This window comes from Amaricoccus sp. W119 (genome assembly GCF_047275745.1).
GTDB lineage: Bacteria > Pseudomonadota > Alphaproteobacteria > Rhodobacterales > Rhodobacteraceae > Amaricoccus.
Genome location: NZ_JBKQWU010000069.1, coordinates 1 through 15,105, shown reverse-complemented (window position 1 = coordinate 15,105; position 15,105 = coordinate 1). Strand labels below are relative to the sequence as shown.

At 69.1% G+C, this 15,105-nt stretch carries 14 protein-coding genes and 1 pseudogene; 8 read left to right on the top strand and 7 right to left on the bottom strand.

Annotation, left to right across the window (positions count from 1 at the left end; translation table 11 throughout):
- Positions 1-36: 36 nt before the first annotated feature.
- The 3 genes from ACLJK8_RS19715 to ACLJK8_RS19705 all read right to left on the bottom strand — a co-directional run bounded on the left by ACLJK8_RS19715 (position 37) and on the right by ACLJK8_RS19705 (position 2,063).
- Complete coding sequence (locus ACLJK8_RS19715) at positions 37-639, bottom strand: SRPBCC family protein (RefSeq protein ID WP_413152064.1); 603 nt, start codon at positions 637-639, stop codon at positions 37-39.
- Positions 636-1,142 (bottom strand): ArsR/SmtB family transcription factor, encoded by a 507-nt coding sequence (locus ACLJK8_RS19710; RefSeq protein WP_413152063.1) that lies wholly within the window; start codon positions 1,140-1,142, stop codon positions 636-638. The genes ACLJK8_RS19715 and ACLJK8_RS19710 overlap by 4 nt, the downstream gene beginning before the upstream one ends.
- A 234-nt stretch (positions 1,143-1,376) precedes the next feature.
- Entirely contained in the window at positions 1,377-2,063 is a 687-nt protein-coding gene (locus ACLJK8_RS19705) for a M15 family metallopeptidase (protein WP_413152062.1), read from the bottom strand.
- Positions 2,064-2,367: 304 nt separating this feature from the next.
- Here ACLJK8_RS19705 and ACLJK8_RS19700 point away from each other — a divergent pair, with 304 nt between their 5' ends.
- The 5 genes and pseudogenes from ACLJK8_RS19700 (at position 2,368) to ACLJK8_RS19680 (ending at position 6,186) form a co-directional block, all read left to right on the top strand.
- On the top strand, positions 2,368-2,787 hold the full coding sequence (locus tag ACLJK8_RS19700) for a hypothetical protein (protein ID WP_413152061.1): 420 nt from the start codon (positions 2,368-2,370) through the stop codon (positions 2,785-2,787).
- A 221-nt stretch (positions 2,788-3,008) separates the two neighbouring features.
- Positions 3,009-3,518: an MgtC/SapB family protein gene (locus tag ACLJK8_RS19695; RefSeq protein WP_413152060.1), complete on the top strand. Its 510-nt coding sequence runs from the start codon at positions 3,009-3,011 to the stop codon at positions 3,516-3,518.
- A gap of 48 nt (positions 3,519-3,566) precedes the next feature.
- A complete protein-coding gene (locus ACLJK8_RS19690; RefSeq protein ID WP_413152059.1) occupies positions 3,567-3,995 on the top strand; it encodes a VOC family protein in 429 nt (142 codons plus the stop codon).
- A 121-nt stretch (positions 3,996-4,116) separates the two neighbouring features.
- A pseudogene (locus tag ACLJK8_RS19685) lies at positions 4,117-5,407 on the top strand (hypothetical protein).
- A 41-nt stretch (positions 5,408-5,448) separates the two neighbouring features.
- Entirely contained in the window at positions 5,449-6,186 is a 738-nt protein-coding gene (locus ACLJK8_RS19680) for a hypothetical protein (protein ID WP_413152058.1), read from the top strand.
- Positions 6,187-6,530: 344 nt separating this feature from the next.
- Here ACLJK8_RS19680 and ACLJK8_RS19675 read toward each other — a convergent pair whose 3' ends face one another.
- Entirely contained in the window at positions 6,531-9,143 is a 2,613-nt protein-coding gene (locus ACLJK8_RS19675; RefSeq protein WP_413152057.1) for an ATP-binding protein, read from the bottom strand.
- Between the two features lie 221 nt (positions 9,144-9,364).
- On the opposite strand from ACLJK8_RS19675, the gene ACLJK8_RS19670 reads away from it, so the two are divergent.
- Positions 9,365-10,696: a PQQ-dependent sugar dehydrogenase gene (locus ACLJK8_RS19670; RefSeq protein WP_413152056.1), complete on the top strand. Its 1,332-nt coding sequence runs from the start codon at positions 9,365-9,367 to the stop codon at positions 10,694-10,696.
- On the opposite strand, the gene ACLJK8_RS19665 is transcribed toward ACLJK8_RS19670, so the two are convergent.
- Complete coding sequence (locus ACLJK8_RS19665) at positions 10,677-11,342, bottom strand: hypothetical protein (protein ID WP_413152054.1); 666 nt, start codon at positions 11,340-11,342, stop codon at positions 10,677-10,679. The two genes, ACLJK8_RS19670 and ACLJK8_RS19665, sit on opposite strands and share 20 nt — an antisense overlap.
- Before the next feature lie 21 nt (positions 11,343-11,363).
- Positions 11,364-13,412 (bottom strand): catalase, encoded by a 2,049-nt coding sequence (locus ACLJK8_RS19660; RefSeq protein ID WP_413152053.1) that lies wholly within the window; start codon positions 13,410-13,412, stop codon positions 11,364-11,366.
- Between the two features lie 156 nt (positions 13,413-13,568).
- On the opposite strand from ACLJK8_RS19660, the gene ACLJK8_RS19655 reads away from it, so the two are divergent.
- Together ACLJK8_RS19655 and ACLJK8_RS19650 are read left to right on the top strand one after the other, a co-directional pair.
- Positions 13,569-14,441, top strand: coding sequence for a glucose 1-dehydrogenase (locus ACLJK8_RS19655; RefSeq protein ID WP_413152052.1), 873 nt, complete (start codon positions 13,569-13,571; stop codon positions 14,439-14,441).
- 140 nt (positions 14,442-14,581) lie between these two features.
- The gene (locus ACLJK8_RS19650; RefSeq protein ID WP_413152051.1) at positions 14,582-14,830 is read left to right on the top strand and encodes a hypothetical protein; all 249 of its coding nucleotides are present in this window, start codon (positions 14,582-14,584) and stop codon (positions 14,828-14,830) included.
- Positions 14,831-14,914: 84 nt separating this feature from the next.
- Here the strand turns inward: ACLJK8_RS19650 and ACLJK8_RS19645 are convergent.
- Positions 14,915-15,105: hypothetical protein (locus ACLJK8_RS19645; RefSeq protein WP_413152050.1), on the bottom strand; the 191-nt coding region annotated here is incomplete at its 5' end.

Below are 15,105 nucleotides of genomic sequence, written 5' to 3'. Positions count from 1 at the left end.
CGGTCAATCAGTTCGCCATCATGTTCGAGGATCGCTTCAAGCCCATCCAGGGCTGAACGCGGTCAGGCTGGGACCGGACCGGCGGCCAGATACACAGAGCTTCTGACACTCCCCAGCCACCGCGGCGGCGAGCTTGTCGAGGGAACCGGTCCAGCCTTCGACATGACCGTCCCGCGAAGCCTTGCTCGACAGCCGGCGATGGGTGAATGCGAGTTCGGTGCCGTCATCGACCGGCCTGAGCCGGATTTCGACCTCCGAGGTTCCGCCTTCGTCCTCTTCCCCGCGCCACAGCCAGCTCATCACCAGACGCGCTGGCGGCTCGACCGCGACATAGGTCCCGCGGNGGATTTCGACCTCCGAGGTTCCGCCTTCGTCCTCTTCCCCGCGCCACAGCCAGCTCATCACCAGACGCGCTGGCGGCTCGACCGCGACATAGGTCCCGCGGGCCTCGTGCTCGCTTCCGTCCTCCATGCGGAAGCGAGCACGGAAGCCACCGCCGACCCGGGCATCGGCCTCGGCGACGAGCACCGGCCCGGCGTCGGGTCCGATCCACCGCCGGAGGCCCTCGGGGATCACAAGCAGACCCCAGACAACGGACGGTCGCGCGGCGATCCAGCGCGTAAGCGTCAGGCTGTTCATGACCGCCGCCTTCCTTCGCGTTCGATCCTCTCGGCCTCGGCTGCCAGCCGATCGAGCCGCGGCACCCAGAACCCCTCGATGTCGGTCAGCCAGGCGAGCGCTTCCTCGACGCCGCGTCGTTCGAGGTGACAAAAGACGTGGCGACCGGACCGTTCCCGCCGGACGAGCCCGCTATCGCAAAGCCGGTCGATGTGCTTGATCGCCGCCGGCAGCGACATGCCAAATCCATCGGCGAGATCGCCGACGGCGATTCCGTCCGCGTGGCGAAGCCGCTCGACCATGGCGCGGCGCGTGGGATCCGAGAGAGACAGGAAAATCTCGTTCAGCATGAGCAGCCAACACCTAACCCAGAGGTTAGTTCCCAAACCGTAGGGACCCTCTCTGGACGCCACGCTCTCGCCGATCCGGACCGCCTCGGAACCGTGGAGACGGTACCAGCATGCCGCCATGGCCACACCTTCGGTTATCGGCCCTATCAAGCCAACCCGAGCGAGGGCACCCAACCCTGTCCTCCCGGGATGCGCGGCCAACCGACAGATGAACTCGCTGGGCCGCTACCTCGGTCCGCCCACCCACGTTCCGATCGAGAGGAACAAGCGAATCGCTCGTCCGGATGGGATCCCGGCCCGGGCGGAGCGCGACCCTCCCCGAGTGGGTCGGCCACCGTGGGGACACGGAGCTTACAACGAAAGCAAGGAGTGACCTGTTCTCTTCACCCCCCGCATCCGTGGTCGCCGCTAGTCCGTGGATCGGTATTCGAGGCTTTCCGCGGCGTAGGGCCGGTCCGGATACGCGGCCTCGGATCCGTAGGTGACCTTGATGAAGTGCATGTAGTCGACGTCTCCCGTCTCGAAGCCGCCCCAGGCCCAGCCGTGCGCCGCGAAGATCGCGAAGGCGGCGGAACCCGGAGAGATCTTGCCCGGCGCATCATCCCGAGGCGCGTTCGCGGCGGCGGGCGAGGGCCACCAGCCGGAGCTGGGATCATGGAACGGGTTGAGCAGCGGGTTGACGTCGATCGCGTAGCCGTAGGCGTGCGAGCTCCATTCACCGGGATCATCCTGCGCGGTTTCGCAGTAGAAGCCGGTTGTGACGTTCTTCTCGGCATAGACGCGCGCGCCATACTGTTCCCAAGGCGCCACCGTCCCGATGGGGAATTTCGCCGCGCGCAGTTGCTCGAAGATCGCCGCCACCTCGCGGGCGAGCTGTTCGTGGACCACGATCGTACCGCCGTGCTCCTCGCCGTCGAAGCCGATGAAACGCACCTCGACGGCGGCGAGATCATCGAGGCTTACCGGGCATCCCGCGCTCCAGGATGAGCCGCGCATCGCCGCGCGCGCCTCGGGCGAAAGCGGTGCGATCTCATCGGCCGCCGCCGAGTTCCAGCAGGCTCCGGCAAGCAGCATCCCTCCCACGACGGTCTTCACGCGATGATCCCCGCTCTGTCAGATCCAACCTTGGTCTCCGACGCTCCGGCCACCCCAGCAGGGGCGCGCCGCGCCACCTCGAGCCTGCGGCGGATCGTCGCCACCCGGCGCGGTGAGACGCCTTCCGGGATCGGCGGAGAAGCCCAGTAACCGTGGTTTATCCTTTCGAAATGGCGCGACGGGCGCAAGCGCCTGGGAGCAGTCCCAATGGCGATCCACGCGCCTTCCGCGCCGTGGCGGGAGGAACGCTTCGGACGGACCGGGGGTTCACCGGTCTCAACCACCGAAAAAAGGGGGACCAGGGATGAAACGCCATTGTGCGACGCTGCTCGGCGTCGCGATGAGCCTGAGCGCGGGCATGGCCTTCGCCGATTGCGCGGCGGAGATCGCGCGGCTGGACGCGGGGATCGCCAAGGACGGGTCGACCGCGCCGCTGGCCGAGGCCGCGCCTTCGTCGCCCGAGGCCTCGCCTCCGGCGCAGGCCACCTCACCCGAGGGCCTTCAGCAGGACGGGACCGAAGCGCCGCTCGGGGCGAGCCCCGATATCGCGACCTCGGGCCAGGACGCCGCTTCGCAGTCCGAGGGCGGCGACACCGCCGCCGCGCAGGCCACGGGCGAAGGCGTCGCGCCGCCGGACAGGGCGGAAGCACGCGCCCGCGCGCAGGCGGCGCTCGACGCGGGCGACGAGCAGGCATGCCTCGATGCGATCGGCGACATCATGTAGCGACGCCGTGCCATCGCGCGACCTCTTCGGAGTCGCCGAGAAACTCGCGCGTGACCACCCGGCGACGGGGCGTCGCCACCCCACGATCGGCCCTGAACTCTGCGTCGCGCGCGAGTTCCCGGCGGGCAGGCCACGCCGGATCACAAGGCCGGGCTGGCCCGGGAACGCGAGGGCGGGCCCCGCGGTTTGCGACCGGTGGGGTTTCGCGGAACGGGGCGACGATGGTGGAGCTTCAGCTAGAGAGCGTCGATATCTTCCTGCGTCTATGCGCGGCGGGGCTCCTCGGGGCCGTGATCGGCTTCGAGCGCCGCGTCCATCACAAGGCGATCGGCATCGCCGGCATGATGCTGATCAGCATAGGCAGCACCACCTACATGCTTCTCGCGCGCCATCTGGCCGAAACCGACCCCGCCTCGATCAGCCGGACACTCCAGGGATTCCTCTCCGGCATCGGCTTCCTCGGCGGCGCCGTGATCTTCAAGAGCGGCTTCGACGTCAAGGGGATCAAGGCGGCGGCCGCGATCTGGATCACGGGCGCGCTCGGGATCGCGATCGCGACATCCTACTGGCCGCTCGGACTGATCGCCGGCGCGATGACCGCGCTGATCATGTACGTGGCGGACAGTTTCCCGGACGAGGTGCGCGAGGCGAAGCAGGAGCCGGAATTGCCGCCGATCGCCGATCCGACCCACCCTTCCCCGACGCCCCGTCCGCGACCGGAGGGAAGCTGAGCCACGGCGATGCTCCGCCGGAACCCATCCATCATCAGGAGGATGACCATGGAAACACAGCGGCTACATCGCGGCCGTCTCATCGACCACATCCAGCTCGTGGTCCAGGATCTCGAGGCGAGCCGGACTTTCTACACCGCGGTTCTGGACGTGCTGGAGATCCCCGTCTCAGGCGAAGGAGAAGGGTATTTCTGGGCGGACGAGCTTGTCATGTCCTCGGCGGAAAGTCCCGCGGCGCTGGGTTCGTTGACGGGCCGCCATCACCTCGCCTTTCAGGCGAAAGACCGTGCCTCCGTCGATGCCTTCCACCGCGCGGCGCTGAGCCATGGTGGGCGGGACAATGGCGCGCCGGGCGAGAGGCCCTATCACCCCGACTACTACGCCGCTTTCGTTCTCGATCCCGACGGCAATAACATCGAGGCCGTCTACCACGGCGAAGCCCTGCGGAGCGCACCCTCGGTCGTGGTGAGCTTTTGAGATCCCGGCGATCGCTGGCCCTTCGTCGCGCAGGTGTCGGACGGAAGCCGCGGCCGCGATCGCGGTCCGGCGAAGCTCGCGATCGTCGCCACGCCAGCGACGCAGGTGAGGAGCCACTCGGATGAACACACCCGCCGAGCCGCCCGGGCCCCGGTATGCCCGCGAGATCGAGCGCCATCTCGCGGCGCTCGAGACCTTCACGCCGACCGCCCTCGGCATCCTCGCCGTCGCGTCGGGCATTTACACCTATCTCGGCGTGTCCTCGATCCTGGAGGACGACGGCGCGCTGACGTCCTTCGCGGCCATCGCCTATTCGACCGCGGTCTCCGTCGCGATCTTCGTGTTCTGGTCCTTTCTCATCCGGTTGCTCCCGGCCATGCGCACCGCGCGCGCGCGTCGGGATGCTCTTCGCGATGCTCCTCGGATCGGCGGCGATAATCGCGATGTCGTCCTGGCTCAACGCCGCCGCCCTCGCCGGGACCGCGGCGGTCGAGCAGCATCTCGCCCGCACCGTGCAGGAATACCAGGCTTCCCTCGAACGCGCGCATGGCGTGGCGGTCGCGGGACAGTCGTTGGTCCTCGACGTGGCGCGCGTCAGGCAGAGCTTCGAGGATCTCTCCGCGCAGGAAGCGACCGGGGATCTCTCCGGCATCGCTGGCAGGGGCGCGGTGTTCCGGGTGCTGCGGCAGAAGGCCGACGAGCTCAGGGGCCTCGAGGAACAGATCGCGGCGCAGGGACCGTTGGTGGACTCCGCCTTCGGGGAGGGCAACGCGATCCTGAGCCAGATGCGCGCTCTGTCCGTCGGAACCGGACCGATCGAGGAGCATTCGGTCGCCTTCTCCGAGGAGTCGGTCCGTCTGGCCGGTTTGATCGCCCAGTTGCGCCAGCTCTCCGTCGCCCCGCTCGTCGATCGAGCCGCGCAGGACCTCGCGGCTTCGGTCTTCCCGCCGGAACTCGACGGGGGCACCGTTGACATCCGTGCGAACCAGCAAGCGACGATCGACGCGGTCGTGGCCCTGCTCGACCAGCGCGCCGAGACGCTGCGCTCGGCCGCGGACGCGGTTCTGCGCTCGCCCGCGCCAGCGGAAATCACCTATACGCCCATCTCGACAGCGGACGCCGTGATCCGGTACGCCGGGGATTTCGTTCCGTCCTGGGCCGGCGCCATAGCGATCGACCTCCTGCCAGCGGTCCTTGTCTTCATCATGATGGTCGCGCAGGCGGCGATACGCGAAAGCCGCGATCCGGTGCCGATCGCCGAACAGATGACGCTGGCGGAAATGCGCGCCGCGGTCCTGGCGCTCCGGAGCATCGAGGCGGCCGAGGACGGGGATCGTAACCCGACGTCGGCGCACGAACCCCGCGTGGACCCGCTCGGCCATCAGAAGCCGCGCCAAGTGCCTAACCCATGACGGCGGATCGGCGCGCGCAGGAGTCCCGCGCGAGCCGCGCGTTGCGCTGGATCCTCGTCGCGCAGATCGCACTCGCCATCGGTATCATGGGCGGCGACGTGCTCGGCGCTCTGCCGGACGGATTGCCAAGGCAGGCACCAGCCGCCGCCCCGGATGTCCCGGTCAGTCCCGGCGACCAGACTCGGCGCTTCCTTCCGGACAGGATGCTTCCCGATAGACCGGGGACGCCGGGCCTGCCCGCGTCCGAGCCCCTGCCCCGCCGGCTCGCCTGGAACGAGACCACCATCGATGGAGTCGCCGCGCTCGACCTCGCCGGAACGATCGCGCCGGGCGACGCCGCGCGTTTCGTCGAGTACCTCGACGGCCGTCCGGAGCCGCCTCGGCTCGTCACGTTGAGGTCGCCCGGCGGGTCGGTCACGGACGCGCTGGCCATCGGGCGGCGCCTGCGCGCGGAAGGCATCGGAACGCGCGTCGAGCGTGGTGCGATCTGCCTCTCGTCTTGTCCCTACCTTCTTGCCGGAGGTGTCCAGCGTGCGATCAGCCGGACGGCCAGGGTGGGAGTGCACCAGCATTTCTTCGGGCGGAGCACGGTGTTGCCCGCGTTTATCGCCGTCGCCGACATCCAGCGCGGCCAGGCCGAGGTTCTGACCTATCTCGACGAGATGGGGGTCGATCCGATGTTGGCGGCGAAGGCAATGGCCACGCCCTCCAACGAGATCTACATCCTTGTCCCGGAGGAGTCCGAGGCGCTCACCCTCGCCACGACCGTGATCGACTGAACCCCGGCGTCGCGCTTCACCGCATCGAAGGCCCGTGTGCTCTGTTGGGCGGTCTCGCCCTAGGCGTGACGTCGCCCTTCAACGACAAGCGCCTCTGTCGCCGCGGTCGAGATCTCCCCGCTGGCGTTCAGGTAGCCTCAGCCCCACGCCACGAGGATCAGAGGAGCGCCGACCAGCCCCGGCGGCGCGCGACGGTTCTATGCGAGGGGCCTCGCGTGAGTTACTAAAAGGCGTGCCCCGTTCGACGCGGCGCGAAAGCACTCGTGCGGCGTCGAACTCGATTGGATATCCCGCGGACCGGCCGAGCAGCCCCGCCTCGACCGCCAGCGCTTCCGAAGGGGGTCTCACGCCGGGGTGTTGAGTGCCTCCCGAACCTTCGCGGCGAGCTGGTCGAGGCCGAAGGGCTTCGGCAGGAAATGCGTCCCCGGGTCGAGCACCCCGTTGTGGACGATCGCGTTGCGGGTGTAGCCGGTCGTGTAGAGAACGCGAAGCCTGGGCGAGATCGCGAGGGCGCGATCCGCCAGCTCGCGCCCGGTCATTCCCGGCATCACGATATCGGTGAAGAGCAGCGTCACGGGCGCTCCCGACGCGATCAGCGCGAGCGGCTCCGCGCCGCTCGCCGCCTGAAGCACTTCGTACCCGAGCTCGCGCAGCGCGTCGACCGAGTGCCGGCGCAGGTTCTCCTCGTCCTCGACGACGAGGATGGTCTCGCCGGGTTGGGCGCCGGTGACCGCCGTCGCGGCCCGGCGGACGGCCGGCGTCTCGGCGCCCCAGAACCGCGGCAGGTAGAGCCGGAACGTGGTGCCATGGCCGACCTCCGAATAGGCCCGGATGTGGCCGCCCGACTGCCGCGCGAAGCCGTAGGCCTGCGACAGGCCGAGGCCGGTGCCCTTGCCGGCGGATTTGGTGGTGAAGAAGGGGTCGAACGCCCGTTCGAGGACATCAGGCGCCATGCCGACTCCCGTGTCGGTAATGGCGATCTGCACGTATTGCCCGGCGGCGATCTCGGCGCTCCGGGCATAATCGTCGTCGATATGGGCGTTGCAGGTCTCGATGGTCAGGCGTCCGCCTTCCGGCATGGCATCGCGGGCATTGACCGCGAGATTGATCAGCGCGTTCTCGAGCTCGTTCGGGTCCACCCTGGCCTTCCATCCTCCGGCGCCCAGCACGGTCTCGAGCTGGATGGTCTCCCCGAGCGAGCGGGTCAGGAGCTCCGCCAGTCCCGAGACAAGGCGATTGAGATCGACGGCCTCGGGGGCGAGCGGCTGCTGGCGCGCGAAGGCGAGCAGCCGCTGGGTTAGCGTCGCCGCGCGATTGGCGCCTTCCAGCGCGCCGTCGAGGAAGCGGCCCACGTCCTGCTCGCCGCGGTCGAGCCGGCGCCGGGCGAGGTTGATGCCGCTCATGATGATCGCGAGCATGTTGTTGAAATCGTGCGCGACGCCACCGGTGAGCTGGCCGACCGCGTCCATCTTCTGCAGCTGGCGCAGCTGGCCCTCGGCCTCGGCCCGGCGCGTCATCTCGGCGGCGATCTCGGTGCTCGCCTCGGCCAGCGCGACGCTTTGCTGGTCGACGCGCTGGCTGAGCCGCAACAGCGCCTCCGCGCGCTCGACGGCGATCCAGGTGAATTCCGCGACCTCCTTGGCAAGATGGATCTCGCGCTGCGTCCAGACGCGCGGCTCGCCCTGGTGCAGGAAGATCCCGGCGGCCCATTGCCCCCGCGCCATCAGCGGCACGCAGATCCCCGCCAGAACCCCGGACTCGGCGAAGGGCAGCAGGTCGCCGTCGCTCTCGACGCGGCTGTCGCCGAAGATCACCGACTGGCCCGCCATCCGCAGCCGCTCCGCGCGCGCGCCGAAGGCGCTCAGCGTCGCCAGGCCAGTCAGCGGGGGCAGCGTGCCGTCGACCCAGTTCGCTCCGTGCCGCAGATGCGTGGCGCCGACGCGTCGGTAGAACCCGACCCGGCTGACGCCAAGCCGCTCGCCGAGGGCGTGCGAGGTCATGCGCAGGATGCCGTCGGCGTCCAGGCTCTCGCGCTGTCGCTTCACCAGGTCGAGGACGAAGTCGCGTTCCTCCTTCGCCCTGGTGAGCGCCTCGACCGCCATCACGCGCCGGGTGACGTCGAAACTCACCCCGGGCAGCCGAACGCAGCGCCCCGTGTCGTCGTAGACGCAGCGTCCCTGCGCCGACACCCAGCGAACCGACCCGTCGGCCCCCGCCAGCCGATACTCGGAGAAGAACGGCGTCGCATCCCGGATCGCCCGCTCGATCTCCGCGCTGACGCGGGGCAGGTCGTCGGGATGGATGCCCGCGAAGAATTCGGCGATCGGCGCTCCGGCCGCGGCCCTGTCGGGATCGACCCCGTAGAGGCTCGCGAACCGGGCATCCGCGGTGACGAGGTCCGTGGTGAGATCCCAGTCCCAGACGCCGATGCTCTCGCCGGCCGAAAGAGCGAGCTCGAGCCGGTCGTCGGCGCGCGCCCGCGCCCGTTCGGCGAGGACGCGCTGCGTCGTTTCGCCCGTGACGCAGAACAGGCCGGCGATCTCACCCGCGTCATCGAAGGCGGGCGAGTAGCTGAAGCTCCACCAGCTCTCTTCCGGAACCCCCTCGCGCCGGAGATCGAGAAACATGTCCGTCATGGTCCGCGGCTCGCCACGCAGCGTGGCCGCGACCAGCGGCGCGATATCGGCCCAGATGTTGTCCCAGACCTCCCGGAACGGTGCTCCCAGCGCGGATCCGACCCGAAAGCCGAGGATCGGGCGATAGGCGTCGTTGTAGAAGCAGAGCAGCTCCGGCCCCCAGGCGAGGAACATCGGCGTCGGACAGGCGAGCATCGTCGCGATCGTCGAGCGCAGCGAGACGGGCCAGCCCTCGATCGGGCCCAGCGAGGTCCGGGCCCAGTCATGCGCGGAGATCTCGCCGGCCGTCGGGCCGGGAATGTTAGAGAAGGGATCCGACATGCCCAACCAAAGCCACCACCGCGCCCAAGTTCAGATCCGCCACCGCCGAGCTTATTGCCGGAAGCGCGGTTCGCCAAGCTCGTTCCCAGCCGCTCCACGCGATCAGACGATCGCCCGCCGCCGGACACCGCGAACGGCGGCGGCGCCCGACGCGAAGGCAACCAAGCCCGGTGCCCACGCGTTCGCCCATGTTCGCCAGGCCGAGCATGGGAGGGCCCGAGGTGAGATATCCTGAACGCGTCCGCTCCGGGATCGCCCTGCTGCTGGCGGGGACGCTCGTCGCCTGCGCCGATGCGCGGGCGACCGTCCCCATCGAGCAGGGCTACGGTCCGAATCCCACCCTGCCCGCGCCGCGCGAAAGCCTCCTCCCCACCGTCCATATCGCGAAGGCCGAGCCCTGGCGCGACGGAGAGGCGCCGGTCGCCGCGCCCGGCCTGGAGGTGCGCGCCTTCGCGACCGGGCTCGATCACCCGCGCTGGCTTCACGTCCTGCCGAACGGCGACGTGCTCGTGGCCGAGAGCGACGCGCCGGCGGAGCATGATGATACTGGGTTCGCCCCCCGGACCTGGGCGATGAAGCTCGTCATGGGCCAGGCCGGCTCGGGCGGACCCAGCGCGAACCGGATCACGCTGCTGCGCGACGCCGACGGCGACGGCGCCACCGAATACAGCGGGGTGTTCCTCGACGGGCTCAACTCGCCCTTCGGCATGACCCTTTCCGGCGGCAAGCTCTACGTCGCGGATACCGACGCGCTGCTCGCCTTTCCATATCGCGATGGGGAGACCCGGATCACGGCGCCGGGCGAGAAGATCGCCGACCTACCCGCCGGCGGGATCAACCATCACTGGACCAAGGACGTGATCGCCAGCCCGGACGGCCGCGCGCTCTACGTCACCGTCGGCTCGAACAGCAACGCGGCGGAGAACGGCCTCGGCGTGGAGTTGGCGCGCGCGGGCGTCCTCGAGATCGACCCCGCGACCCACCGGGTCCGCCAGTTCGCATCGGGCCTGCGCAATCCCAACGGACTCGCCTGGCAGCCCGACAGCGGCGCGCTGTGGGTCGCGGTCAACGAGCGGGACGAGCTCGGCGGCGATCTCGTGCCCGACTACATGACCTCCCTGCGCGATGGCGGGTTCTACGGATGGCCGTACAGCTACTACGGCGGCCACGTCGATCCGCGCGTCGAACCGGCGCGGCCCGATCTCGTCGCGAAGGCGATCGTGCCCGACTACGCGCTCGGCCCGCACACCGCCTCGCTCGGCCTCGCGTTCAACAAGGGCGACGCCCTCGGGCCGCTCTATCGCGATGGCGCGTTCGTCGGCCAGCACGGCTCCTGGAACCGTGTGCCGCGCAGCGGCTACAAGGTCATTTTCGTGCCCTTCGCCGGCGGGAAGCCGGCCGGGCCGCCCCGCGACGTGCTGACCGGCTTTCTCGGCGCGGACGACGCCGCGCATGGCCGGCCGGTCGGCGTCGCGATCGACCGGACCGGCGCCCTGCTGGTCGCCGACGACGTCGGCGGCCGTGTCTGGCGGGTCACGCGACGGGATCGGTGAAGCCTCGCGCGACAAGCCATTCCGCGTAGCCCTGGTAGGTCGCGCTCCGCAGGTCGACCGTCGCGTGCTCGGACAGCCGCCTCAGAACCACGGTGAGGCTTTCCGCGACCAGATCTATCGCGAGGCCCTCGCCGGGCCGCGCGAATGCCTCGGCGGCGAAGGTCCACCATTCCTCGCCATCCACCTCGATACCCGTGACCTCCACGCCGCAACCGATCTCGGGTAGGCGTCCCGCTTCGACGGGATCCTCGCGCATCTCGCCCGCGCCAAGTCGCATCTCGCGCGGTTCCGGCATCATGGCAAAGAGGCGAAGCCATCGCGTCTTCTCCACGCGAACCGACGGCATGTCGGATGAGTCCAGCGCTTCGACGCTCCATTTCGAGAAGATCCGGGGAAAGACCTCGGCGTGACCGAACCTGCATCCCCGGGGCATGACACCCACGAGGCCCTTGATCTCGCATCCGGACCCGCCTCCTCGCCGCTTGATCCCCAATTCGGGGCTCCCGAGCGAGAGGTAGCTGTCCGTCCGGGTGCGCCCTCCCCCCGCGCTCCAGGCAAAGCTCGACCCCGGATCCCGGAACCATGCATCAACGTCGGGCGGGATGCCGCCGGCGCCGAACCAGCGCACCTCGACCGAGATCCGCATGGCGTCCTCCCGAACCGGGCCTCACGCCTGCTCCCGGTCCCACAGCCGCTCATGCGCGCGCAGGACCGCGGCCTCCGGCTCCTTCGCGGCCTCGAAGACGAAGGCGTCCTTCTCGACGCCGGCGGCGTCGAGCAGCCCTCCCGCCTCCTTCGTCGCCACGATCGCCTTGAGATGCGCGAAGGCGTCGGCGACGAAATCCCGCGCCGCCGGGACGCGGTCGAGCGACGCGTCGGCGGCGAGGATCGCCACCGCGTCGAAGAGCACCGAAGGCATGCCCTCGAGTTGGCCGTCGACCTCGACCGTCTCGCCCGAGGCGAGCGTCACGCCGCCGCGCTTCGGCGCGACGAGCTTCACCGTGACGCCGGCCTTCTTCGCCGCCGCCCGGAGCTTCTTCAGCGCCTCGCCATCGGCGCCGTCGGTCAGCAGGACGCCGACCGTCCGGCCCTTCGGCACCTGCGTCGCGGTCAGGTGCATCGAGAGCGCGTCGGAGGCCGGCATGTCGATCGGCGCCTTCGCGGGCTCCAGCGCCTCGGGCAGCTCGACGCCGACCCCGTCGGCGATCGCCAGCGCCATGTCCTCGTCGACGTTGCGCAGGCTCGCGAGCGCGCGCAGCCGGACATGCGGCAGGTCGACCTTCGAGAGCTCGAAGGTGATCGCCTTGACGATATGTGCCTGCTCGGGCGCGGTCTGGCTGCGGTAGAACAGGCGCGCCTGGCTGTAGTGGTCGGCGAAGGTCTCGCTCCGGGCGCGGAGCTTGCCCTCGGTCGCGACGGGATGGGTGCGGAACGCGTGCTCCGCCGGACGCGGCCCGGGATCCTCGCCCGCCTCGGCCAGGCTGTTCGGCTCGTAATTGGCGCGGCCAGTCGGGACGAGCGTCTGCATGAGCCCGTCGCGCTGGAAGTTATGCATCGGGCACTTCGGCGCGTTGACCGGGATCTGGTGGAAATTGGTCGTGCCGAGCCGCGACTTCTGCGTGTCGAGATAGCTGAAGAGCCGCCCCTGCAGCAGCGGATCCTCGGAGAAATCGATCCCCGGGATCACGTTCGAGGGCAGGAAGGCGACCTGCTCGGTCTCGGCGAAGAAATTGTCGACCCAGCGGTCGAGCACCAGCCGCCCGACGACGCGGAGCGGCACGTCCTCCTCCGGGATGATCTTGGTCGCGTCGAGCACGTCATAGGGCTGCGACGCGGCGAACTCCTCGTCGAAGATCTGCAGCCCGAGCTCCCATTCCGGAAAATCCCCCGCGGTGATCGCCTCCCAGAGGTCGCGGCGGTGATAGTCGGGATCGGCGCCGGAGATCTTCACCGCCTCGTCCCAGGTCGTGGACTGGCAGCGCAGCTTCGCGCGCCAGTGGAACTTGACGAAGACCGCCTTCCCCTTCGCGTTCACGAGCCGGAAGGTGTGGACCCCGAACCCGTCCATCATCCTCAGGCTGCGCGGGATCGCGCGGTCCGACATCGCCCACAGGATCATGTGGATCGACTCCGGCATCAGCGAGACGAAATCCCAGAACGTGTCATGCGCGCTCGCCGCCTGCGGGAAGCCGCGGTCGGCCTCCGGCTTCACCGAATGGATGAGGTCGGGGAACTTCATCGCATCCTGGATGAAGAAGACCGGGATGTTGTTGCCGACGAGGTCCCAGTTGCCGTCCTCGGTGTAGAACTTCACCGCGAAGCCGCGCACGTCGCGCGGCGTGTCCTTCGAACCCTTGCTGCCGGCGACGGTCGAGAACCGGACGAAGACCGGGACCTTGCCGCCCTTCTCCTGGAACGGTTGGGCGATGGTGAGATCCGGGATCGGATCGGTACATTCGAAATAGCCGTGCGCGCCGGTGCCCCGGGCATGGACGATACGCTCCGGGATGCGCTCGTGGTCGAAGTGGAAGATCTTCTCGCGCAGCACGAAATCCTCGAGCAGCGTCGGCCCGCGCGCCCCGGCCTTGAGGCTGTTCTGGTTGTCGGGGATCGGCACGCCATGGTTGGTCGTGAGCGGCGCGCCGCCGCGCTGCTGGGTCTCCCCGCCTTCGCCGCGGTCCGTGATGATCGTCTGGTCGTTCTCCGCTCGGGGCATGGCGCGTCTCCTGGCTTTGTCCTCACGGGTAAAGTCCGGGGCGGAGCGCGTGGTTCCGCCGGAGCTCGGCTCGCGAGGGCAGCACGCCGCCCGGAACGTCGGACCAGCTCGCAGGTTCTCTCCCCGACATCCCACCGGCCGACATGGAGACGACACTTGGCACAGGACCCGACGACGGCCTACGACAGGCCGCCCCAGCCTCCGCAACAGCAGGACATCCCGGGTGAGACGAAGAAGATGTCGCCGTCGCCCGACCACGGCGAGACGAGCTACGTCGGGCACGGCCGCCTGACCGGCCGCGCCGCGATCATCACGGGTGGCGATTCCGGGATCGGCCGCGCCGTCGCCATCGCCTTCGCCCGCGAAGGCGCAGACGTCGTCATCTCCTACGCCAGTGAGGAGGAGGATGCCCGGGAGACCGCGCGATGGGTCGAGGACGCCGGGCGCGCGGCGATCCTCATCCCGGGCGACATCGGCGAGGAAGAGCATTGCCGCGTCATCGTCGAGGAGGCGGCCCGCGTCTTCGGTCGGATCGACATCCTGGTCAACAACGCCGCCCATCAGGCGTCGATCGAGGAAATCGAGGACATAAGCTCGGAGGAATGGCACCGAACGACGCGGACGAACCTTGATGCGATGTTCTATCTCTGCAAGACTGTCGCCCCGTTCATGAAGCCATGCGCCGCCATCATCAACACCTCTTCGATCCAGTCCAAATCACCCTCGCCCGAGCTTCTCGCCTATGCCACGACCAAGGGTGCCATCTCCAACTTCACCGCTGGTCTGGCCGAAATGCTGGCGAAACGCGGGATCCGGGTGAACGCCGTCGCTCCGGGGCCGATCTGGACGCCGCTCATCCCGGCGACGCTGCCGGAGGAGAAGGTCGAGGAGTTCGGCGCCAATACACCGCTCGGGCGGGTCGGCCAGCCGGCCGAACTCGCGCCCACCTTCGTCCTGCTCGCCTCCGACGAGGCGAGCTACATCACCGGCGCCGTCGTGCCCGTCACCGGAGGCCGGCCGATGCTTTAGCCTATGTTATGGCGAGACCGTCGCGCGCGGGCGATGGTGGCCGCCCAGACGCGCCGGAAGCCGCCTCGATCGGTCCCTCCATGGGCGCGATCATCGTCCGCTCGGCGACCTCACCAGCCTCAAGGGAGGCGAAACGACGCATGCCAGCCCCTTCGCGCGCCCTCCTCGCTGTCCTGGCCCTCACGGCCTCCGGCGTTTCCGCCCCGGCGTTCACCAGTTCGATCGTCGCCGAGATGGCCGCAGTGAAGGCCTGCTCGATGGCGCGGGCTAGCGGCGACTATTTCGTGCTGGAGGGATGGGTCTTCACCTCGGAGGAGCTCCGTCGACTTTGGATCACCATCCCCGGCGAGCCATCCGCGCTCCTTCTCGCCGCGCCGCAAGGCCGCTAGGGACTTTCAACTCCGTCCGTTCGGGACATTGGACTGCTCAGGCGGGTGAGAGCCTTGAAATGGGAGAAATCAGCCCGGCCTCTACTACGCCAGCAGCAATGCGCGAAACCCCGGGCGCGTGATCTTGCCCGCCGTGCGCACTGCGCGATCTCGAAGGATGCATTCGATAAACATCTCTTCGGATGCCGGCCCATCGAGCTCGGTCTCAGTGTCGCCGAGATAGCTTGCGAGCAGGACGACACCGTTACCCGAGAGCGTCCGCGCGGCATCGTGCG